Source organism: Nostoc sp. DedQUE07, from assembly GCF_034530975.2.
Lineage (GTDB): Bacteria > Cyanobacteriota > Cyanobacteriia > Cyanobacteriales > Nostocaceae > Nostoc.
The window spans coordinates 90,953-111,241 of the sequence record NZ_JAVRCC020000024.1 but is presented as its reverse complement, the minus strand read 5'-3'; the positions used below and the strand labels follow the sequence as shown (position 1 = coordinate 111,241).

General features: G+C 40.6%; 21 protein-coding genes. 10 read left to right on the top strand and 11 right to left on the bottom strand.

Features of this window, described 5'->3' with window-relative positions:
- Positions 1–381: 381 nt before the first annotated feature.
- The gene (locus RMZ95_RS19130; RefSeq protein ID WP_322684291.1) at positions 382–1,599 is read left to right on the top strand and encodes an acetate kinase; all 1,218 of its coding nucleotides are present in this window, start codon (positions 382–384) and stop codon (positions 1,597–1,599) included.
- Between the two features lie 266 nt (positions 1,600–1,865).
- On the opposite strand, the gene RMZ95_RS19125 is transcribed toward RMZ95_RS19130, so the two are convergent.
- From RMZ95_RS19125 to RMZ95_RS19115, 3 genes are all read right to left on the bottom strand, one after another.
- Positions 1,866–2,837 carry a hypothetical protein gene (locus tag RMZ95_RS19125; protein WP_322684292.1) on the bottom strand — a complete coding sequence of 324 codons (972 nt, stop codon included), beginning with the start codon at positions 2,835–2,837 and terminating at the stop codon, positions 1,866–1,868.
- A complete protein-coding gene (locus RMZ95_RS19120; protein ID WP_322684293.1) occupies positions 2,834–3,664 on the bottom strand; it encodes a hypothetical protein in 831 nt (276 codons plus the stop codon). The genes RMZ95_RS19125 and RMZ95_RS19120 overlap by 4 nt, the downstream gene beginning before the upstream one ends.
- 109 nt (positions 3,665–3,773) lie before the next feature.
- Complete coding sequence (locus RMZ95_RS19115; protein ID WP_322684294.1) at positions 3,774–4,280, bottom strand: hypothetical protein; 507 nt, start codon at positions 4,278–4,280, stop codon at positions 3,774–3,776.
- A 527-nt stretch (positions 4,281–4,807) separates the two neighbouring features.
- On the opposite strand from RMZ95_RS19115, the gene RMZ95_RS19110 reads away from it, so the two are divergent.
- The 5 genes from RMZ95_RS19110 to RMZ95_RS19090 all read left to right on the top strand — a co-directional run bounded on the left by RMZ95_RS19110 (position 4,808) and on the right by RMZ95_RS19090 (position 9,862).
- Positions 4,808–5,593 carry a hypothetical protein gene (locus tag RMZ95_RS19110; RefSeq protein WP_322684295.1) on the top strand — a complete coding sequence of 262 codons (786 nt, stop codon included), beginning with the start codon at positions 4,808–4,810 and terminating at the stop codon, positions 5,591–5,593.
- An 80-nt stretch (positions 5,594–5,673) separates the two neighbouring features.
- Entirely contained in the window at positions 5,674–6,093 is a 420-nt protein-coding gene (locus RMZ95_RS19105; protein ID WP_322684296.1) for a GNAT family N-acetyltransferase, read from the top strand.
- 26 nt (positions 6,094–6,119) lie between these two features.
- Positions 6,120–6,902 (top strand): aminotransferase class IV, encoded by a 783-nt coding sequence (locus RMZ95_RS19100; RefSeq protein WP_322684323.1) that lies wholly within the window; start codon positions 6,120–6,122, stop codon positions 6,900–6,902.
- A gap of 139 nt (positions 6,903–7,041) precedes the next feature.
- Positions 7,042–8,883: an ATP-dependent zinc metalloprotease FtsH3 gene (gene ftsH3 / locus RMZ95_RS19095; protein WP_322674696.1), complete on the top strand. Its 1,842-nt coding sequence runs from the start codon at positions 7,042–7,044 to the stop codon at positions 8,881–8,883.
- Between the two features lie 322 nt (positions 8,884–9,205).
- Complete coding sequence (locus RMZ95_RS19090; protein WP_322684297.1) at positions 9,206–9,862, top strand: Uma2 family endonuclease; 657 nt, start codon at positions 9,206–9,208, stop codon at positions 9,860–9,862.
- Positions 9,863–10,028: 166 nt separating this feature from the next.
- On the opposite strand, the gene RMZ95_RS19085 is transcribed toward RMZ95_RS19090, so the two are convergent.
- Both RMZ95_RS19085 and RMZ95_RS19080 read right to left on the bottom strand, forming a co-directional pair.
- Entirely contained in the window at positions 10,029–10,247 is a 219-nt protein-coding gene (locus tag RMZ95_RS19085) for a hypothetical protein (protein WP_094350008.1), read from the bottom strand.
- A 525-nt stretch (positions 10,248–10,772) separates the two neighbouring features.
- The gene (locus tag RMZ95_RS19080) at positions 10,773–11,549 is read right to left on the bottom strand and encodes an ABC transporter permease (RefSeq protein ID WP_322684298.1); all 777 of its coding nucleotides are present in this window, start codon (positions 11,547–11,549) and stop codon (positions 10,773–10,775) included.
- A gap of 327 nt (positions 11,550–11,876) precedes the next feature.
- Here RMZ95_RS19080 and RMZ95_RS19075 point away from each other — a divergent pair, with 327 nt between their 5' ends.
- Complete coding sequence (locus RMZ95_RS19075; RefSeq protein ID WP_322684299.1) at positions 11,877–13,025, top strand: DegT/DnrJ/EryC1/StrS family aminotransferase; 1,149 nt, start codon at positions 11,877–11,879, stop codon at positions 13,023–13,025.
- 112 nt (positions 13,026–13,137) lie between these two features.
- Here RMZ95_RS19075 and RMZ95_RS19070 read toward each other — a convergent pair whose 3' ends face one another.
- Both RMZ95_RS19070 and RMZ95_RS19065 read right to left on the bottom strand, forming a co-directional pair.
- Positions 13,138–13,881: a DUF561 domain-containing protein gene (locus RMZ95_RS19070; protein ID WP_322674700.1), complete on the bottom strand. Its 744-nt coding sequence runs from the start codon at positions 13,879–13,881 to the stop codon at positions 13,138–13,140.
- A 176-nt stretch (positions 13,882–14,057) separates the two neighbouring features.
- A complete protein-coding gene (locus RMZ95_RS19065) occupies positions 14,058–14,600 on the bottom strand; it encodes a Uma2 family endonuclease (protein ID WP_322684300.1) in 543 nt (180 codons plus the stop codon).
- A 126-nt stretch (positions 14,601–14,726) separates the two neighbouring features.
- Between RMZ95_RS19065 and RMZ95_RS19060 the strand changes: the two genes are divergently transcribed.
- On the top strand, positions 14,727–15,251 hold the full coding sequence (locus RMZ95_RS19060; protein ID WP_322684301.1) for a GAF domain-containing protein: 525 nt from the start codon (positions 14,727–14,729) through the stop codon (positions 15,249–15,251).
- A gap of 15 nt (positions 15,252–15,266) precedes the next feature.
- On the opposite strand, the gene RMZ95_RS19055 is transcribed toward RMZ95_RS19060, so the two are convergent.
- Positions 15,267–15,788 (bottom strand): hypothetical protein, encoded by a 522-nt coding sequence (locus RMZ95_RS19055; RefSeq protein ID WP_322684302.1) that lies wholly within the window; start codon positions 15,786–15,788, stop codon positions 15,267–15,269.
- 313 nt (positions 15,789–16,101) lie between these two features.
- A complete protein-coding gene (locus RMZ95_RS19050) occupies positions 16,102–17,037 on the bottom strand; it encodes a putative 2-dehydropantoate 2-reductase (RefSeq protein WP_322684303.1) in 936 nt (311 codons plus the stop codon).
- Between the two features lie 169 nt (positions 17,038–17,206).
- On the opposite strand from RMZ95_RS19050, the gene RMZ95_RS19045 reads away from it, so the two are divergent.
- On the top strand, positions 17,207–17,608 hold the full coding sequence (locus tag RMZ95_RS19045) for a fasciclin domain-containing protein (RefSeq protein ID WP_322674704.1): 402 nt from the start codon (positions 17,207–17,209) through the stop codon (positions 17,606–17,608).
- Between the two features lie 201 nt (positions 17,609–17,809).
- Entirely contained in the window at positions 17,810–18,139 is a 330-nt protein-coding gene (locus tag RMZ95_RS19040; protein ID WP_322684304.1) for a hypothetical protein, read from the top strand.
- A gap of 141 nt (positions 18,140–18,280) precedes the next feature.
- On the opposite strand, the gene RMZ95_RS19035 is transcribed toward RMZ95_RS19040, so the two are convergent.
- Positions 18,281–18,838, bottom strand: coding sequence for a GNAT family N-acetyltransferase (locus RMZ95_RS19035; RefSeq protein ID WP_322684305.1), 558 nt, complete (start codon positions 18,836–18,838; stop codon positions 18,281–18,283).
- Entirely contained in the window at positions 18,835–20,190 is a 1,356-nt protein-coding gene (murF, locus tag RMZ95_RS19030) for a UDP-N-acetylmuramoyl-tripeptide--D-alanyl-D-alanine ligase (protein ID WP_322684306.1), read from the bottom strand. Before murF ends, RMZ95_RS19035 begins: the two co-directional genes overlap by 4 nt.
- Positions 20,191–20,289: the final 99 nt, after the last annotated feature.

The following is a 20,289-nucleotide window of genomic DNA, read 5'->3' as shown; positions in this document are numbered from 1 at the left end:
GATCTGCCTTGTTAATACATCGGCTTGTATTGTGAATGCGGCCGCGGCCTTGTTAATACGTCAGCTTGTATTGTTAATGCAACGGCCGCCTTGTTAATGCATCGGCTTGTATTGTTAACATGAGTTCGACGAGTGCTATTTTGACCTCTCCCCCAGCCCCTCTCCTACCAGGAGAGGGGAGTAAAAACCCTCCTTACTCATTACTCCTCCCTCTCCTACCAGGAGACGCAACGCGTTCGCCTTTTAGGAGAGGGAGGCTGTCTGGGAGAGGTCTGTCGAACTTACATATTGTTAAGGCTACGCTTTTACGCAAGACTGTACTAAGCATGAAGCTAGAATTAGTGACACGATCAAAAGAGATCGTCTTTTTGTGTTGTCACTATGAAAATATTGGTGCTAAATGCCGGATCGAGCAGCCAAAAGAGTTGTTTGTACGAAATTGCAGGTGAAACTCTGCCCACCCAAGCACCCCAACCCCTTTGGGAAGGAAAAATCAACTGGACTCAAGATCGGGGTGTGGCAGAAATTGAGGTGAAAACTGCTACGGGTGGAACGCTACAAAAATCAATCTCTGGTGATTCCCCACAGGCGCACCTCACCTATATGCTCAATACACTCGATCGTGATGCCACCAAGGTAATCGATCGCTTGTCAGAAATCGATGTGGTAGGGCATCGGATCGTACACGGTGGAGAAGATTATCGAGATAGTGTAGTAATTACCGAAGATGTCAAAAAAGCGATCGCCGATCTGTCTAATCTTGCTCCCGAACATAATCCAGTTGCTTTGGAAGGCATAGAAGCAATTGAACACATCCTAAAAGATGTCACTCAAGTAGCAGTGTTTGATACCGGATTTCACGCCACTTTACCCGATGCAGCAGCAATTTATCCAGGCCCGTATCAGTGGGTAGAGCAAGGTATTCGCCGCTATGGGTTTCATGGTATTAGTCACCAATACTGTTCTCAACGTGCTGTCCAAATTCTCGGTCGAGATGTTGCACCTAAGCGATTAATTATCTGCCATCTGGGGAATGGATGCTCTTTAGCGGCGATTAAAAACGGTCGCAGTATTGATACTACTATGGGATTCACGCCCTTAGACGGATTAATGATGGGTAGCCGTTCTGGTTCAGTCGATCCGGGGATTTTGATTTATCTGTTGCGACACTGCAATTACTCTATTGAAAAGTTGGATGAGTTACTAAATAAAGCTTCTGGGTTAAAAGGAATTTCGGGTGTATCTAGCGATATGCGTGAAGTCAGAGAAGCGATGGCTCAAGGTAATTCCCGCGCTCAACTGGCGTGGGATATCTACGTACATCGCTTGCGTTCTGGTATCGGCGCAATGCTTGCTAGTTTGGGGGGATTAGATGCTTTAGTATTCACAGCAGGTGTAGGTGAACACTCTGCGGAAATTCGCCAAGCCGCCTGTGAAGCCTTTGGATTTATCGGATTGAAAATAGACCTTGAGAAAAATCAACAGCAGCCAGTCGATAAAGATATTGCCACACCTGACTCAACAGTGAGAGTATTAGTCATACATACTCAAGAAGATTGGGCGATCGCCGGACATTGTTGGCAAATATTAACAAAGTAAAAATCATCAAAAAGCCAACCCCTTTTAGAAGTTAGCTAAATTGCAGCAGATTTCAAGGAAAGTGTTGTACAGTATTTAGGTCTTAAAGCTAGACAGAGAGATTATTCTAATTCTTTTAGCGCACCGGGGCGTAGCCGATTCAGAATTCAGAATTCTGAATTCTGATTAATCACTTTCGGGAGAGAATATTCAAAGCTCAATTCTGAGTAAGAATTTTGGATTTTACTCTAGCGATAGTGAAAAAAAGAGAGTTAAAAGGATTTTATTTAATTGAAATTTCTTAATAAGGGACGCATAATTAATTTAACAACTCGCCCCCATGTAAAGCTTAAAATGTACTTTACAAGTTTTGGGGCGATCAGTGAAAAAAGCGGTAATAATAAGCCAGTAATGTTACTAAAGCTAGTAGTAGCAACAACACTAGGAATGAAACAAATCAGCGTCCATATCAAGCTATTTATAAATTTAGAGTTTATGGAAGTACGACTTTGAAGTTGATTAACAACTATATAGCGAGTAGTAGCAAATAATATAGTTAACCCTAACCAAGCAAATATTACTAGCATCCAATTTGCTGGATGAAGATTGTAAACTAGAAAACCAGCAGGAAAGAGAGAAGCTATCTCCCAAACTAGCAGATTTAATTTACTCCGAAGACAGCTTAGTATTTGTTCAATAAGCCAATAATGAACAGAAACAATATTTAAACACTGAGGATTTTGGATAACATCACTCCTAATTTTGTGAATTATGTCGCCATAAAATAAGATATTGCTTTGTAAAATAATATCTTGTTCTTTCCAAAAATATAAAGCTGATGTATCTTCTCTATAATAAGAATTAAAAGTAAGTCCATACTGTAATTTCGATTTATTTTGTAATGCTTTACTCCAGAATAATTTGATAAAATTTACGATAAAAGTATTGTCAAATATTTTAAAATTTTTTTTATTAACTACTAATTGAGTGTATAACGTAGTGTTAGTACTAAAGCAAATTTTATCGCTAAAACAATTGTAGTACCAAAGATAAGCTAGTAATTTTGGTGGAATGTATAAAGAGCAGCCTATTTCTCGTGCTTCTTCAATTTGTTTTAAAACGGTTTTATTTAGATAAAAAGTATACTGTCCTGGTTCAACCTTAATTTCTAGTTCAATAGGAGTGCCTTGAGGTATTTGTACAAAGAAAGAGAGTTGAACATCAACTTCGTTATCTGTGTGTGTTTGTTCGGCGTTCATTGTCGGGATAATTTTGCGATATTTTGTACAATACCAATCAGAAAATCTAGTGTTCCACGCCACTGTTTCTCTCCAGCAACTACCCCTTCATTATGTATTTTTAGAATTAAATCTCTATCTACTTCAGGTAATTGAAATAGCTTTTTATGATAACGACTAATAATATCTCCATCTAATTGCATAACAGTTTGAGCATAAATAACATCAATATCTACGGTGGTAATATTGCCACTATTAAGTGCCGCTTTTAGTTCAGACATTTTCCGCAAAGTACGAATAAATTTATCATTATTTAAAAGTTCTTCAATCTCTTTCCATCTTTGCTGCAAACTTTTTAGATTATTTTCTTCTCGATCTGCAACAGGAGTGGGAGCAGGCAATATTGGTCGAGCTAACTTTATGTATACCTCGTCAGTTGGAAGAATATTCGCTTTATGTTCCACCTGATATTTAAGACGCTCTTGATATTGGATTATTCTGGAATCTGGCTCACTACTCTCATTACTTTTTTCTAGGAGAATGTAAAAATATTCTCTTTCAAGTTGCGAAAATAGACTTGTATAACGCTTGCGTAATTCTTGAGCTTGAGTTTTTTGTGGTTCTGGTAAATCGTCTGGATTTGGAATTCCTTTGACATCAAAGTAGTCTTTGTCATTTATTGAATAAATCTCTTCATACGCTTGCCAAGCATTAAACTTTGCACCAGTAATTTGATCCACAACCATTGTATTTATTTCTAAAGCTGTAATATCATCAACTAATTCATGTACAGATGAGACTACTTTCTCTAGCAAATCTTTGGCTTGTTCTTGAATTTTGTTAGGCATAGTCATAATTTTCTTGATTTATTTAAAGCAAATTAACCTACAGGTTTGGATAAATTCCTATTCTGTAGGTATTTTAGGTTTACTAACTATTAATTAATATTAATAATTACTATGGACGAGATAGCGATTGTTGTGAAGTTTTACGAGATTTCATAATTTCTATAAAAAATCCATATAGCTTATGCAAACTTTCTATATTTTTTTGCATAATTTCCCGACTTTCTTTGATTTGAGTTAGATGAAATTCGCGAAGTTCTGTATATGGCCCGCTCCCAACAAATTGACTACCAACTTCATTAGTTATATCACCATCAATTAGATTGATTATAGTGCGCATTCGATTACCTGGTTGAGCAATTTGCTGCTCTTTTAGTTGTTCTAACTGAGTAGATGATTCTGGAACCCAAGTGGTAATTTCTAACTCGATAACTTCAACTATTGCTGTTTGAATAGCATCAATAATTTCATCAATATTGAATCCTTCTTTATTACTATTCAGCTTCTTAACTTTGATTTTAAATTCACTACTTGGTTTGCTATATTGACTATTGTTTTCCGAATTTTCTATGGCTTGACCATTAGTTTCTGTGTTTTCATTAAGAGTATTATTCACCATGATGTTTTAGAGGTTACAGACAGATTTAAATATAAACAAGATACAACTATAGGTGATGTCAAAAGTTTTCAGGCTTTTACTACAAAAAAGTAATTAAAGTCAAAACAACTTAATATTTTAGAAATTTTTACTAAAAAAAATTATGATTTCCTAGAGCAAAATTTATCTTAGAAAAAGAATAATACCATTTTAGATTTTGGAATAACTGCGTTGCAGTGAATCCAGCACTACCGTAGGGTTTCCCCATTGTCCTATGTAGCGTGATTCTGAAATAATTATTTAATTAGCTTTTGGACGTTTCCTTCAAATCAGTATAAATTAGATATAATTTTATACAAAAGTGAATTAAATATATGTCAGACCAAAGATAAAATTGAAGTATTAACAGGCACTAAATAATAAAATTAGTTTATTTAAGTCAACTTTTTTATCTTACCTAGCAAAGCTTAGACACACAAGTAGTCCTGACTTTTGCTATACCACTGTGTATACAATGATATGACTGCGATCGCAAAGCCAAGGAAAATATGTTGTTATCTCGTCAAGCTTTTGCTACACCTTGTGTAATTTCTATGTGTATTTTAGGAGTTGGCTTGATTCAATTCCCCCAATTGCAAAAACTAATAAATAGAAAACAATCTGCCTCTTTAGAAAGTTTAAAAAAAGAAATAAAAGCTGAAAATATCCGTCTAAATTTTCTCAAAAAAACACCTAGTTTTGGTTATGATAACTTTGTTGCAGATTTGGTATATCTCAATTTCCTCCAATATTTTGGAGATGATGAAATTCGGGATAAAACAGGTTACAGTTTAAGTCCAGAATATTTTGAAGTTATTCTAGAACGTGACCCGCGATTTTTAGCAGCCTATCACAGTCTTTCGATCAGTACTTCATTATATGCTGGTATGCCAGAACGGGCGATCGCAATATCAGAGAAAGGCTTAAAATCAATATCTCCCTCAGTTCCCAAAAAGTCTTATTATATATGGCGTTATAAAGGAGTTGATGAGTTATTATTTTTAGGCAACGCTAAAGCTGCGCGACAGTCTTTTGCAACGGCGGCAAACTGGGCAAGTAAATTTTCAGATCCAGAGAGTCAACTTATAGCTAATACTTCCCAAAGGACTGCGGAATTTCTGAGTCGAAATCCTAATAGTAAATATGCTCAAATTTCTACATGGTCAATGGTTTTAAATAATCATGCTGATGAAAGAACTCAGAAGCGCGCAATTAGAGAAATCGAAGCTTTGGGAGGAAAAATAGTTACAACTCCTGAAGGCACGAATAAAATTATATTTCCACCTAAAGATTAAATTATTGTAAGTGTAATCTAGGATTATATTCACTCAATTAGTTTCAAGTTTATCATACATGATTAAGAAGGGTAATACTGATGTCAATAAAATTGGCAGAATCTGACTTTCAAATATTAGGGTGTTTTCCTGTTATTTCTCAGTTGCGCCCGCACCTTGAGCAGGATAATTTTGTAGAAAAAGTTCGATATCAAATGAAAGAAGGATATCAACTTGCATTCTTGGAGGTAGAAAAGCAAGCTGTAGCGATCGCTGGATTTCGTATTTCTAATTGTTTAGCATTGGGAAAATTTTTATACATTGACGATTTAGTTGTTGATGAGTTGAAGCGATCGCACAGCTATGGTCAACAATTATTTCAGTGGCTAATTGAATATGCCAGAAATCATGAGTGTAAACACCTGAGTCTAGATTCTGGTGTTCAGCGATTTGCAGCCCACAGGTTTTATCTCATGCAGCGTATGAGCATTACAAGTCATCACTTTTCAATGGAGTTGTAGCAACAAGCACTTTGGTTGTGACAAATATTTTTTGGTATGACGGCAAATTAATTCACTCTCAAACCCTAGAATTAAACATTAACGATCCGGGTTTACTTTATGGGGCAACTGTTTTTACAACACTGCGGGTTTATCAGAACTCCCTAGATAGTAATTTAACTAATTGGCAACCACATTGCGATCGCTTACTCTTCTCACTACAAACTTTTGGCTGGCAGCAACCCGATTGGAACCGTCTGCGTCAAGGCGCTCAAATTCTTCTTCCACACTTTCCCGTTCTCAGAATCACCCTGTTTCCCGATGGACGAGAATGGATAACTGGTAGATTATTACCACAAAATTTGACAGAAAAACAAAAAATTGGTATCTCATGTGCAGTTGCGAGTCCTGAATTTTCTCGCTCTCTCCCCTCTCATAAAACTGGAAATTATTTGAGTGCTTGGTTGGCAAAAACTAGCTCAGATGCTCAAGAAGCAATATTAGTCGATGCTCAAGGAAATTGGCTAGAAACCAGTACAGGGAACCTTTGGGGATGGTGCGATCGCAGTTGGTACACGCCACCGTTGACAGCCGGAATTTTGCCGGGAATTGGGCGATCGCAACTTGTAAACTGGTTGCAAAACCACCAGCAGCCAGTGCGAGAAGAAACTTGGAGCGTCGAGCTAGTCCAGAGATTTGAAGCGATCGCTTACACTAATAGTGTGGTAGAAATTATTCCCATTCATACAGTTCATCTGCCTTCAGGGTCGCTACAATGTAATCCCTACCATGATAGTTTTCAGCTAATAAGGGAGCTTTTTTTAGCATGACAACCACGCCAAATTTGTTATATCTTAAGATAAGTTAACATAATTCTTAATAATCACATTTGCGATCGCAGACGCTAGGCGATGGCGCAAAGCACCCGCTGAAAGCTAACGCGCAAAAAGTACCGGAGGATAGACCTTAGTGAATAAAAGATGGAGAAATGCAGGGCTGTACGCGCTGCTGTTTATTGTCGTAATTGCGCTGGGAACAGCATTTTTTGACAAACAACCCCAAAGCAGAGAAACATGGCGATACAGTCGCTTTATTCAAGAAGTTCAGCAAGGCAGAGTAGAAAAAGTCAGTTTGAGTGCAGACCGCTCTACAGCATTGGTTACAGCCAAATATGACGGAAATAAACGGATTGTGACCTTAGTCAACGATCCAGACTTGATTAATACTCTGACTTCTAAAGGCGTTGATATTTCTGTTTTGCCCCAAACCGACGAAGGATTTTGGTTTAAGGCACTGAGCAGCTTATTTTTCCCTGTATTGCTTTTGGTTGGCTTATTCTTCTTACTACGTCGCGCTCAAAGTGGCCCAGGCAGCCAAGCGATGAACTTTGGCAAATCCAAAGCCAGAGTGCAAATGGAACCACAAACTCAGGTGACATTTGGCGATGTTGCTGGTATTGACCAAGCCAAGTTGGAATTAAACGAAGTCGTAGACTTTTTGAAAAACGCCGATCGCTTTACCGCCGTTGGTGCAAAAATTCCTAAAGGTGTGTTGTTAGTTGGGCCTCCTGGTACAGGTAAAACCCTCCTAGCTCGTGCCGTAGCTGGTGAAGCAGGTGTACCCTTCTTCTCAATCTCCGGTTCAGAATTTGTGGAAATGTTCGTTGGTGTGGGTGCATCCCGCGTCCGCGATTTATTTGAACAAGCTAAGACCAATGCTCCTTGTATCGTCTTCATCGATGAAATTGACGCCGTAGGTCGTCAACGGGGTGCAGGTTTAGGTGGTGGTAACGATGAGCGGGAACAAACCCTCAACCAGTTGCTTACAGAAATGGATGGTTTTGAAGGTAACACTGGCATCATCATTATTGCCGCTACCAACCGTCCTGATGTTCTAGATGCAGCCCTGTTGCGTCCTGGTCGCTTTGACCGTCAAGTTGTGGTAGACCGTCCCGACTACGCCGGACGCAGCGAAATCCTCAAGGTACACGCCCGTGGCAAGACCTTGGCGAAAGATGTGGACTTGGATAAAATCGCTCGTCGTACCCCTGGATTTACTGGCGCAGATTTATCCAACCTGTTGAATGAAGCCGCAATTTTGGCAGCCCGCCGGAATTTGACTGAAATTTCGATGGATGAAATCAACGACGCGATCGACCGTGTATTAGCTGGGCCAGAGAAGAAAGACCGGGTAATGAGCGAAAAGCGCAAAACCTTGGTGGCATATCACGAAGCTGGTCACGCTTTAGTTGGTGCTTTGATGCCAGATTATGACCCAGTACAAAAAATTAGCATCATCCCTCGCGGTCGTGCAGGTGGTTTAACTTGGTTTACTCCTAGTGAAGACCGGATGGACACTGGTTTATACAGCCGCGCTTATCTGGAAAATCAGATGGCTGTGGCTTTGGGTGGTCGGCTTGCTGAAGAATTAATCTTTGGTGAAGAAGAAGTTACCACTGGTGCTTCTAATGACTTGCAGCAAGTAGCACGGGTTGCGCGTCAGATGATTACCCGATTTGGGATGAGCGATCGCTTAGGCCCTGTTGCTCTTGGTCGTCAACAAGGTAACATGTTCCTCGGACGCGATATTATGTCAGAGCGCGATTTTTCTGAAGAAACTGCCGCCGCCATTGATGAAGAAGTCCGCAAACTTGTAGATGTAGCCTATACACGCGCGAAAGAAGTGTTAGTGGGCAATCGCCACATTCTAGATCAGCTAGCGCAAATGCTGGTTGATAAAGAAACAGTAGACGCTGAAGAGTTGCAAGAAATTCTGTCGAATAACGATGTGACAACTGCTGCGTTTGCCTAATTTAATGAATAGTTAGGAGTAGAGACGCGATTCATCGCGTCTTTACAAGAGTTAGGAGTTAATGGCAAAAGCCCGGTCTTCACGATCGGGCTTTTACCGTAATGGGGTTATATTCCCCGGAGGTTCGTTATAGAGTTTCAGTATAAATCGCTCATCTGATGATAAAGACTACCACGCGAGCATAATCAGTTCCGGAAAATTAGAAAAAATTTTTTAGATACACCAAAATCAAAAGAGCTATAACTTTGACTTCACAAGGGAAAAGATACAATCTAGCTACAATTTAAGAAGTCTGGATTGTGAAAAAATCCCCGAACCCATCATGTTAGAGTACAATCCATTAGCTTGCTTGCCTTCCTCTGAGGAACTGCCCGACTCTGACGATACCCCTGTGGATAATGAACTACAAGACTTAATTCCTAGTTTACTTAAAGCCGTACTGGCAATGGCATGGGCAGATCGAATGGACTGGTTTTTCGGGGCTGATATGGCTGTTTACTATGACCCCAATCTACCAGCGATAGTGCCAGATGCATTTTTAAGCCTGGGAGTCGAGCGATTTTTTGATGAAAACCTCCGTCTAAGTTATGCAATTTGGGAAGAAGAAAAAGTTCCTATATTGGTACTGGAAGTAGTATCTCAAACTTATCGCGGGGAATACACTACCAAAAAAAACGAGTACGCAAAGCTCAAAGTCTTGTACTATGTTGTTTATAATCCTACTCGCCGCCGCAAGCAACACTTAGAGGTCTATAAATTAGTCAATAACGAGTATCAATTGCTGTCAGGAAATCCTGTTTGGCTACCAGAAGTAGGTTTGGGAATTGGCATAGAACGAGGAATATATCACGGTATCACGCGAGAGTGGCTGTACTGGTATAACGAGCAAGAACGACGTTTACTAACGCCAGAAGAACGTGCCCAAATGTTGGCACAGAGGTTACGCGAACTTGGTATCGATCCTGATTCTCTCCCGTAATCACTCGAAAGCAGGGTAACTCGGAGATTTTACGAATTACCTTGATTGCGATCGATGCAAAAGAATTTATGCATTCTGTCGCACACCCCTTATGACATCAAATAGATAACTTTCTAAATCTCGATCGGACTAGCGCCTGTGACTGGATACTAATCAGTTGGTTAACTTAAACTCTAGATGTCGGTTTCAAAAATAGCCATGCCACAAAGAATGTAGCTGCCGTAAATAGTTGCGTCAAATCCAAAGCAGATAGATAGCCATCTGCAAATGAAGCAATACTGCGATCGGTAATGCCAAATACCCAAGATGACAGGCCAAATAGCCAAATCCCATTCTTGAGATTTCCGACGAATTCTTTAGAGTCCGATCGTTTTTGATCTTTCATAATCTTCTGTTCCGTTGCTGAACAATCTGGTGATTGATGCTAAATACCTGCCATTAGGAATTTTTTCGGATTCCTGACGCTGAATTTACATTTACTATCTATTAACAATATTAATAAATATTTCACCTACTTGACATCCCTACCTAAAGGGACATCTCCTAATGATGACATTCCTCTTTTGGTTCTGTTACCTCCGATAGACGGCAATACGTTGAGTTCTCAGCTTTACAGCGTCAGGTTTGAATACTGAAATCACATGATTTTTAAATAACCATATAAATATTTATTTATATTTTGTATAAAATACCTCATAGGATAGATGCGTTTCCAAAATATTTTCATATTTCAATTATGTAGAGACTATGTAGGGGCGCATAGCTGGCTGTGCGCCCCTACAAGGAAATGAAATACTTATTTTGGAGTAGATTAATTCCTTACTCTTGATTCTTGACTCAGCACTCTTCACTCTTAACTCTTCACTCTTGATTCTTGACTCAGCACTCAGCACTCTTGACTCAGCACTCATCATCTCACCAACTGCGCGGCAGAATTAAAAAATTGCCGACACAACCCCTTCGTGACTAAAACTGTTGTCAACAAGTTAGCAAAAGCAACCATGAACATAATCAAAATTTCGTAGGAGACAGCATCTAGAGGTTTGACACCAGCTAATAACTGTCCGGTGGTAATTCCTGGTATTGCGACCATACCTATGAGTATCATTTGATTGAGAGTAGGAATCAATCCGGCTTTGATGGCGTCTTTGCGATACTGGCTAACTGCTTGCTCTGGAGTTGCACCTAAGCTTAAATGGGTTTCTATTTCGAGATGGCTGGAATTAATGGTGCTGACAAGGCGATCGCCTGCGATCGCCGCTGCATTGGTAGCATTACCTAAGACTATCCCTGCTAGGGGAATTATATACTGTGGTTCGTACCATCTCTCTGGTTGAACGATTAAGAAGTTGATGTAAAACACTGTCACGGCGGTACTAATTAAAATTGCACCCCACACCAAAGGCAATAAATGAGGAATTTTTGGAGTAATGCGATTTCGTGCGACAATCGCCGTAATTGTCAGCATTATTGCTAATAGCGCCAAAACTGCCCAAGCATTGTCTAAAGCCAAGATGAAATCTAAAATGTATCCCAATACAAGAAGTTGTAAGATGGTTCTCCCAGTAGCAAGGGCTAAGTTCAACTCTAATCCTAATTTTTCCCAGGCAGATAAACCAATGGCGATCGCCATCAATCCCACAGCTATAGCTAAATCCACGAAATCCAGCTTGATCAGATCCTGCATGGGTTCTCTATTTCCTAATGTTTTCTTCTCCAAGCAGTCTACACAAGAGGAACTTTGATCCGATGTGTTGGATCTTGGTTGATATATATCACTTTCATCAATTCAAAATTCCAAATGGTACGACTTTAACATGGCAAACACCTAGTATGCCTACTATCTGTAAATTAAATGTGCAGTGGTTTCCCGCACCACAATTTAAGTAAAAACCCTAATAGATGCGTATCTTGGGCGATAGTCTTTTCGTAGCTCCTCTTTGATTAACAATTCAATCAGCAAAAATTGACTGTCGAAGTGCATCCTTTGTATCTCCCGATAAAATGAGAACTCATGATCCAAAGTGTAAATCCCATCCCAGCCTTTGATATCAAGCAGCAATACACCACCATCGAAGCAGAAGTAAGTGCAGCCGTCTTAGAAGTTTTAGCTTCTGGCCGCTATATTGGCGGCCCCTTAGTCGAAGGCTTTGAACAACAATTTGCCGCTTATAATACTGTTACTGAATGTGTGGCTTGTAATTCTGGTACTGATGCGCTCTACTTAGCGTTACGAGTCTTGGACATTGGTGCAGGCGATGAAGTGATTACAACGCCTTTTACCTTTATTGCAACATCTGAAGTAATTAGCGCCGTCGGTGCAAAGCCTGTTTTCGTTGACATTGACGCGACTACGTTTAATTTGGATGTGGAGCAAGTCGCGGCGGCGATTACATCTAAAACTAAAGCGATAATCCCGGTTCACCTCTTTGGACAACCTGTGGATATGACATCATTGATGGCGATCGCTCAATCTTACAATTTGTCAATAATTGAAGATTGCGCTCAGTCTACAGGCGCGATTTGGGTCGGTGAAAAAGTCGGAAGTATTGGACATATTGGTTGCTTTAGTTTCTATCCTACCAAAAATCTTGGTGGTTGCGGCGATGGTGGAGCAATAACGACTAACGATCCAGCGATCGCCACTAAACTGCGAATACTACGAGATCATGGTAGTAAAATTCGATATTTACACGAAGAAATCGGTGTAAATAGCCGATTAGATGCTCTCCAAGCAGCCATTTTGCAGATTAAGCTACGTTATTTGGATATTTGGAACGATCGCCGCCGAGATATCGCCAACTATTACTATCAGTTCCTCAGTCAACTTCCGGGGATTGTCCCGCCCCAAGAATTACCTGGGGGTATTGGGGTATGGAATCAATACACTATTCGTATATCCGGCGAAGGGCGCAATGGTTCTAGCGCTAAATATCGAGATTGGGTGCGTAGTCAATTGCAAGAACAGGGCGTGAGTTCAATGATTTACTACCCCCACCCTTTACATTTGCAGCCAGTTTATCAAAGTCTGGGCTATGAAATTGGGGACTTACCAATAGCAGAGCAAGCTTGTCATGAGGTTATATCCTTGCCTATGTTCCCAGAACTGACACAACAGCAGCAAGACCAGGTGATTTATGCGTTGAAAGAAGTTATGAGTTAGAAGTTAGGAGTTAGGAGTTAGAAGTTAGGAGTTTGAAATTAGAAGTTAGGAATGAATAAGTTCCTTCAACTCATAACTCATAACTCTTAACTCTTAACTCCTAACTCTTAACTCACTTAATTACTGCATTTGCAGTTGCTAAGGCTTCTACTAGTCCACGCACAGCGGCAATCATTGCAACTTCGCTATTGAGTTGGTTGATGGCGGAACCAACACCAACACCAGCAGCACCAGCCGCGATCGCTAATGGTGCGGTAACGTTAGAAATGCCGGAAGCACACAATACGGGCACTGACACTACACGGGAAATCTCAAAAGCTGCTGCCAAGGTGGGAGCAGCTTTTTCAATTAATCCTAGAGTTCCGGGGTGAACTGGGTTACTGCTAGTACCGCCTTCGGTTTGGATAATGTCTGCTCCAGCTTTCACCAGTTCTTCTGCTAGCTGTACTTGTCGATCTAGTTCCAAGATGTGGGGAACGGTGACAGATAGGGTGATTTCCGGGAGAAGAGCGCGAGTTTGCTTAGTCAGTGCTAGCACTTCTGGAGCTTCAAAACGGCGTCCTTGAGCATAAAAGGAATCGAAATTCCCGATTTCAATTAAATCAGCACCAGCTGCCACTGCTTGTACAAATTTATCTGGCTCTACTGCTGACACACAAATCGGTAAAATTGTCAAACTTTTAGCTAGTTGGACTAAGGCTACATCGGCGGCAATATCGACAAAAGTAGCACCGCCTAATTCAGCAGCTTTGACTGTTGCAGCGACGCTAGTGGCGTCGAAGTTATTCAAGCCGCTAATCACTTTGAGAACGCGGCGGTTAGTAAATGCACGTTGGAGTGTGGAATGCATCGTCATAGTTTGGCTTTTGAAGCTACGAAAATTAGGTATATTCTACCGTCCCTCATGTTGATGAGAGACTAAATCAGTATGGTAGTTGCCAAATATTGATAATTTTATCTTTATTGCCACTAATCAAAATTTTGCCATCTGTACTGAAAGCGATTTAAGTCTGTAGGGTTTTTACCACTATCCTAGTCAAACTCTGGAGGCCACAAATCTGCAATTGGTACTTCCCATCCTGGGAGCAGTTCGGGAACTGTTAAAATATCGCCATCATGAAGTATTATTGGCTCTTGTCCAAAGTTGTAAACTTCAACAATCCGCTCATCTGGATTGAGCAAAATTCCTACCTTAGTTCCTAAACTCAGAAATTCTTGAATTTTGGCTCTCAGATCCTCTAAATTATCGCTAGGGGACTTCACCTCTACAGTCAAATCGGGAGCCAATTGAGCAAAAGACTTGGGACTACGACGCAAGCGTTCGGCTAAAACAAATGAAGCGTCCGGTGCGCGCAAATCAGAATTAGGCAACCTGAAACCGGCGCTAGAAGCTGCTGTTCGCCCCAGTTTGCGCGGTCTAACCCAGTTACGTAACTCGGTAATCATGGCAGCTGCGACTTCATCTGATTCGTATCCTGATGGACTCGAAACAATAATATTACCCTTGACTAATTCCATACGAAAGTCAGGATAGTGTTGCTGCATTTTTTCCAAGTCTTCAAGCGTTAGGGACATAAAACCTCTAATTATCGCACGCCTTGTATTTATATTATGGAGACAACAGACCTCTCCAGATGCGATCGCTCCATGAATTACCTTGACTTTTTACGGAATGTAGAAAGGGTACATTGATTTTACTAAATGAATTTCCTAATTATTTTTCGCGTTTACAATCAAACTTTATTTCCTGCGACTATGATTTCAGATACCAAAACCATTTTTGCTATCTTGACTGATAAAAGGTCTACCATCGACTGGAACCGACTGCTTACCGAAATCTTGACTGCTTTCGATTGCTCTACAGCTACCATCCATACCCTAGATAAAGACAGCCAGTTATTGCACCTAAAGGCTTACCAAGGCATTCCAGAATTGCTTTTGCCTAAAATGACGATAATTCCCACTGGCAAAGGGATGGCTGGTGTCGCCGCCGAACGCAAGCGACCCGTACAGATTTGCAACCTGCAAACCGACGAATCAGGAGTGGTTAGACCCTCAGCAAAAGAAACGAAGGTAAAAGGTTCTATGGCAGTGCCGCTGATGCTGAATGGTCAATTGCATGGTACTTTGGGCATTGCAAAGCCAGTTCCCTACGAATTTACTGCCGAAGAGGAAGAGATACTGATGGAGATTGGAGAGGCTATTAGCCGGAAAATCGTCAGTTAAAATCAAATACTATTACTATTTTTCAAAATACTTCATTGCTGTTTGTAATTTTTCAACTTGTCTGGGTGCTTGCATTTCGTTAAAGAGTGCGTAGGCGTAGCCCGTCGCAGACATCGCTTGCACAAAATTTTCCTGACTACGCTCAATTTCACCCATTTTTTTATAAGTTAATGCCAACTGATAATAAGCCTCGGCTAAGTCTGATTTAGCGCCGATTTTATCAAGAATTTCTATTGCTTCTGAATGATGAAAAATTGCTATAGTAAATTCTCTCTGCTCTCGAAAAATTTCTGCAAGACAACTTATAGCTTTAGCTTTAATCTGGGTAAAGTTGTTTTCTTCGGCATGAAATATAGCTTGTTGGCAGAACTTAAAGGATTTTTTAAGATTACCTAAATTTTTATAAGTTAAGCAGAGAGTTACTAAACTATGCCCGATTCCCCATAAAGTCACTCTACTTGACAATGACATAGCATAAAAGGCATCTTCAGCAAGATAAAATGCATCTTTTCTGCTACCATAGCGTGATTTTATCAAAGCTAAACAGCATTAAAATATTTTTTGTTGGTACTATTTGGCATTGCGATCGCTTACGTTTTATCAAGTGGTTTGGGTATCTTACAAATCATACCCATACTGCTGTACCTTTTACAACAGTTTTTGCTTCCACTGGGAATTATCCTGTTGTGTTTAATGACAATAGCAGTCATTTTTGAATCCCTGCGTTAAAAATTGGGGGAGTTAGGAGTTAGGAGTTAGGAGTTAGGAAGTTAGGAGTTAAAAGTTATTTTCTGCCCCTGCTTCCCCTGCTTCCCCTGCTTCCCCTGCTCCCCTATCTCCCTAATCTCCCTCACTTTCCCCTGGCATCTAAAAACTTCAACTGGTGGTATAAACAGCTAATCTGCATTAAATTCACACCCTTTACTTGGGCTTTCCGTAATGGGTTGCCGAAAATTGCTTCTATCTCCAAAGGACGATGTTCGTCGTAGTCAATTTTCATGCTGGGGCGGTAAGGTGTCATTTTGACAGTATAATCGAGCATTGTTTGAATGAAGCGATCGCTAATAATCCGCCCATAACTTTTTGCCCCCGCCGCTACTTCATACATCAATTGTTCAACTAACTCGCGGGTGTACTCATACGCCATTAATTCATCAGTTCTAGCGTTGAGAATCACAGAAAGCCCATTGTAGGGGATATTCCACACCAGCTTTTTCCAACGTGCTAGTAGTAAATCTTCAGCTAATTCAATTGATATACCAGCGCTTTCAAAGTCATCAGCAATTTGCTGCATCCTCTGAGTTATCCCACTAGGCTGATAATTAGGAGTATATTCACTGAAGGTAATTTGCCCATAGTCTAGGTGGTGTATATGCCCTGGCCCCACTTTATTAGAACATAAAAAGCACAATCCACCGATAACCGTTACATTACCAACAATTTCAGCAACTTCCTCTTCTACACCAAGTCCATTCTGTAATACCAACACCACACCATTATCTGTAACTACAGGTGGCAACATCTTTGGTAGTAAATGGTTTTGCGTCGTCTTCAGTGCCACCACCACCACGTCGCATTGTGGCATCTTTTCTACGTCGTTGTAGGCGTGGACTTCAGGAAGGGTAAAGTCACCGTCTTTGGACTCTACCACTAAACCATATTTCTTTACCTGTTCGTAATCACTCTTGAGCAAAAAGTGGACATCTAACCCAGCTTTTTGCAGTCTGGCACCATAGAACCCACCTAATGCTCCAGTTCCCAGAATGGCATACGTGCGATCGGACATTTCTTTAGATAACGGAATTTTCCTAGAAACATCATAAGGTGATGTCTGGCGAGGGTACGCGTCTAGGTGTAGTTTATTCAACACCTGATTTTAAATTTATTTTGTTTAATAAAACTTAAAATAGGTTTATTATCCTTTAAAATCTTTTGCAGAGATTTAGGTAAGATATATGGCTGATATTGTTGATATTGCAGTTACGTCTGAGTCGTTTAAAACACTGGTAGCGGCTGTACAAGCTGCTGGTTTAGTAGAAACTTTAAAAAGTCCTGGCCCGTTCACTGTCTTTGCACCAAATGACGATGCTTTTGCCAAGTTACCACCGGGAACTATCCAAACTTTGTTACAGAATATTCCCCAGCTAACACGGATTTTAAAGTATCATGTCGTTCCCGGAAAGCTGCTAGAGGCTGATTTGGCACAACTCGGTACGGTTAATTCTGTGGAAGGTTCACCCATTAAAATTCATTCTTCTGATGGTTTTGAAGTTAAAAATGCCACAGTTTTAGCAGCAGATATCGAAGCTGATAATGGTGTGGTACACGTTATCGATACGGTGATTTTACCAGGTTAATTCTGGCTAGGGTGGGTATTTTCCACCCTACCGATCCAAAATCTTTATAATTAACTAACTATTGGTACTATCAAAACGCAACTCAAAAGTTTAGTTTGTGTTATGTTTGCAATGTGAGTACTCACTGTTATGTTAATGTAAATTTCGTTGTTTTAAAATAAATTAAATTCTTAAAAAGCCAACATCTATCCCAGGAAATTAATGCTCGAATTTACCACCTTAGCTGAGTTCTCTCGTGGCAACTGCGTAAGCATTTGTACATTTCTCGTACCAGCGAACTTACTTGTCACAATTTTAACGATGAGCCTAGTTGCCTTACGTCGTCCATCGCCTCAAGTGTGGCAATCTGCTGGAATCGCTAGCTTTTTCGCTTCTGTAATGATACTGCACGTATATACTTGGTTCATGATTGGTGTGGTGATGGCTCCTACTTATATCTTGATGTGGCTAGCAATCACCTGCTTAGTGACTAATTTTGCAGCAATTCTTTTTCAAAGACGCTACAGCAACAGTCCTAGTCTTTCCAACTGAAGTCTATCAGACATCTATGGATGATATTTTCAGCAAATCAATCATCATTCGATCGAATAATTACTAATTCGTAATTCGTAATTATGAAGTTAAATTACGAATTACGTTAGCGTAGCGGTAGCGAGTCTGCGAGCGTCATTATCAATTACGAATTATGTTGTCGCCTCTCCATTCATGCTCAAGGATGGCATATAGCCAAGAGTCTCGCCATTCTCCCTTAATCCAATGGTGTTTTCGCAAATACCCTTCCTGCTGCATTCCGATTTTTTGCATAACTCTTGCTGAGGCAATGTTTTCTGGGTGACAAGTGGCAAAGATGCGATGTAAGCCTAACTCATGAAAACCAAATGATACAACTGCTTTTACAGCTTCAGTTGCATATCCTTGTCCCCAAAATTCCTTAGTAAAAGAGTATCCAATAGAGCCTATTTGATTGTCAGTATCCCGAACGGATATACGACAGATACCAATTAATTGCTTTTGGGGTTTTAAAGTCACTGCCAAGGCAAAATGCTGACGGGGTTTTTCGCCTTGTAATGAAATCTCTTTTTGCAAAAAGTTTTTGGTATCTTCTTCAGTATTCGGGCCAAAAGTCAAGTAACGCACAACTTCAGCATCAGCAGCATATTGATGAACCTCTTGCCAATCTGATTCTACAAAGTCTCGCAGTATAAGACGTTTGGTTTCTAGTGGTATCATTTGGGAAATTCTGCACGTAACTGACTGACTACCCGATCTAGTCCTACGGAATGGGCGGCTTTGAACAATAAACGATCGCCTGCTTGCACAAATGTCTTCAATCTAGCCACCAACTCGGCATGAGTTGCAAAACACTCCGATGCAACACCCTCTGCACTAAGAGCGATCGCTTCGGCATCTTGTCCATCTACCAAAACCAACAAACCGTCTAAATTCAAGTTACGTACTGTTTCGCCCACTCGCTGGTGCAACTGCTGCGATCGCTCTCCCAATTCTTTCATTGCACCCAATACGGCAATCTTCCGTTTTCCGGGTGTATCTGCCAATAATTGCAATGCTGCAATCATAGCTTCTGGTGCAGCATTATAAGTTTCATCTAAGATTACCACATCGTTGGGTAAGGTAAATCGCTGCGATCGCCCTGTGGGCATATCCACCATTACACCTGATTTGAGCGTTGCCCAATCGATCCCTAAAACCTTTGCCACCGCTAAAGCTGCCAAGAAATTAGTGGCATTATGGCGACCAGGCAAAGGTAGAGGTAGTTGGATTCCTGCGACTTCCACCTGGTCGTTATCAATTAACTGCCCTTGAATATCTCCACCAGAAAAGCCGTAAGTCAAAACTTCTCCGTGCCAAAATTTCGCCGCCGTGGCCATTAATAAAGGATTGTCGTGGTTGAGAATTGCCACACTATCAGCAGGCATTTCGACTAACAACTCACATTTTGCCTCAGCGATCGCTTCTTCGGAACCTAGTAACTCAATATGTGCTGTGCCTACATTGGTAATCACTCCAATTGTTGGCCGCGCTATTTGCGTCAGTTCGGCAATTTGTCCTCTACCGCGCATCGCCATTTCAATCACGGCGTAATCATGTTCTGCGCCAAGTTCTAAAAGAGTTTTCGGGACACCGATTTCGTTGTTGTAATTTCCATAAGTTTTGTGAACTCGTCCCTTTGTTCCTAAAACTGCGGCGAGCAATTCTTTGGTTGTAGTTTTACCCACCGAACCTGTTACACCAATCACAGGAATATTAAAGCGATCGCGCCACCATCGAGCAATTGTTTGATATGCCTTGAGAGTATCTTTTACTTGTAGTACAGGAAAACCAGGATTTTCGTATTCAAAATCTACGATTGCAGCTATTGCCCCCTTTGCGATCGCAGTTGGCACAAATTCATGTCCATCAAACTTATCACCTCTCAAAGCGACAAATACTTCACCCGGCTTCAAGGTACGGCTATCTGTTTGGATACCGCTAGTGACTTGTGTTAAAGCAGCTTCAGATAAGTTTACAGAATGAGCAAAAATAACTTCAACCAGTTGGGTTAGGGTGGCAGAACAACGCATAAGCAATTGATAATTTAAAGTTCAAAATCATAAAAGCAAAAAATAGTGGCAAAGAAGCTTAACTTCCGTGCCACGCTTTATTTATAAGCTACTTATACA

Coding starts and splice junctions, on each gene's coding strand:
- murF (WP_322684306.1), bottom strand. CDS start 20,190: ATGCGTTGTTCTGCCACCCTAACCCAACTGGTTGAAGTTATTTTTGCT.
- RMZ95_RS19090 (WP_322684297.1), top strand. CDS start 9,206: ATGTTAGAGTACAATCCATTAGCTTGCTTGCCTTCCTCTGAGGAACTG.
- RMZ95_RS19035 (WP_322684305.1), bottom strand. CDS start 18,838: ATGATACCACTAGAAACCAAACGTCTTATACTGCGAGACTTTGTAGAA.
- RMZ95_RS19045 (WP_322674704.1), top strand. CDS start 17,207: ATGGCTGATATTGTTGATATTGCAGTTACGTCTGAGTCGTTTAAAACA.
- RMZ95_RS19075 (WP_322684299.1), top strand. CDS start 11,877: ATGATCCAAAGTGTAAATCCCATCCCAGCCTTTGATATCAAGCAGCAA.
- RMZ95_RS19085 (WP_094350008.1), bottom strand. CDS start 10,247: ATGAAAGATCAAAAACGATCGGACTCTAAAGAATTCGTCGGAAATCTC.
- RMZ95_RS19080 (WP_322684298.1), bottom strand. CDS start 11,549: ATGCAGGATCTGATCAAGCTGGATTTCGTGGATTTAGCTATAGCTGTG.
- RMZ95_RS19120 (WP_322684293.1), bottom strand. CDS start 3,664: ATGCCTAACAAAATTCAAGAACAAGCCAAAGATTTGCTAGAGAAAGTA.
- RMZ95_RS19115 (WP_322684294.1), bottom strand. CDS start 4,280: ATGGTGAATAATACTCTTAATGAAAACACAGAAACTAATGGTCAAGCC.
- RMZ95_RS19060 (WP_322684301.1), top strand. CDS start 14,727: ATGAATTTCCTAATTATTTTTCGCGTTTACAATCAAACTTTATTTCCT.
- RMZ95_RS19125 (WP_322684292.1), bottom strand. CDS start 2,837: ATGAACGCCGAACAAACACACACAGATAACGAAGTTGATGTTCAACTC.
- RMZ95_RS19070 (WP_322674700.1), bottom strand. CDS start 13,881: ATGACGATGCATTCCACACTCCAACGTGCATTTACTAACCGCCGCGTT.
- RMZ95_RS19130 (WP_322684291.1), top strand. CDS start 382: ATGAAAATATTGGTGCTAAATGCCGGATCGAGCAGCCAAAAGAGTTGT.
- RMZ95_RS19105 (WP_322684296.1), top strand. CDS start 5,674: ATGTCAATAAAATTGGCAGAATCTGACTTTCAAATATTAGGGTGTTTT.
- RMZ95_RS19110 (WP_322684295.1), top strand. CDS start 4,808: ATGTTGTTATCTCGTCAAGCTTTTGCTACACCTTGTGTAATTTCTATG.
- RMZ95_RS19040 (WP_322684304.1), top strand. CDS start 17,810: ATGCTCGAATTTACCACCTTAGCTGAGTTCTCTCGTGGCAACTGCGTA.
- RMZ95_RS19050 (WP_322684303.1), bottom strand. CDS start 17,037: ATGTCCGATCGCACGTATGCCATTCTGGGAACTGGAGCATTAGGTGGG.
- RMZ95_RS19065 (WP_322684300.1), bottom strand. CDS start 14,600: ATGTCCCTAACGCTTGAAGACTTGGAAAAAATGCAGCAACACTATCCT.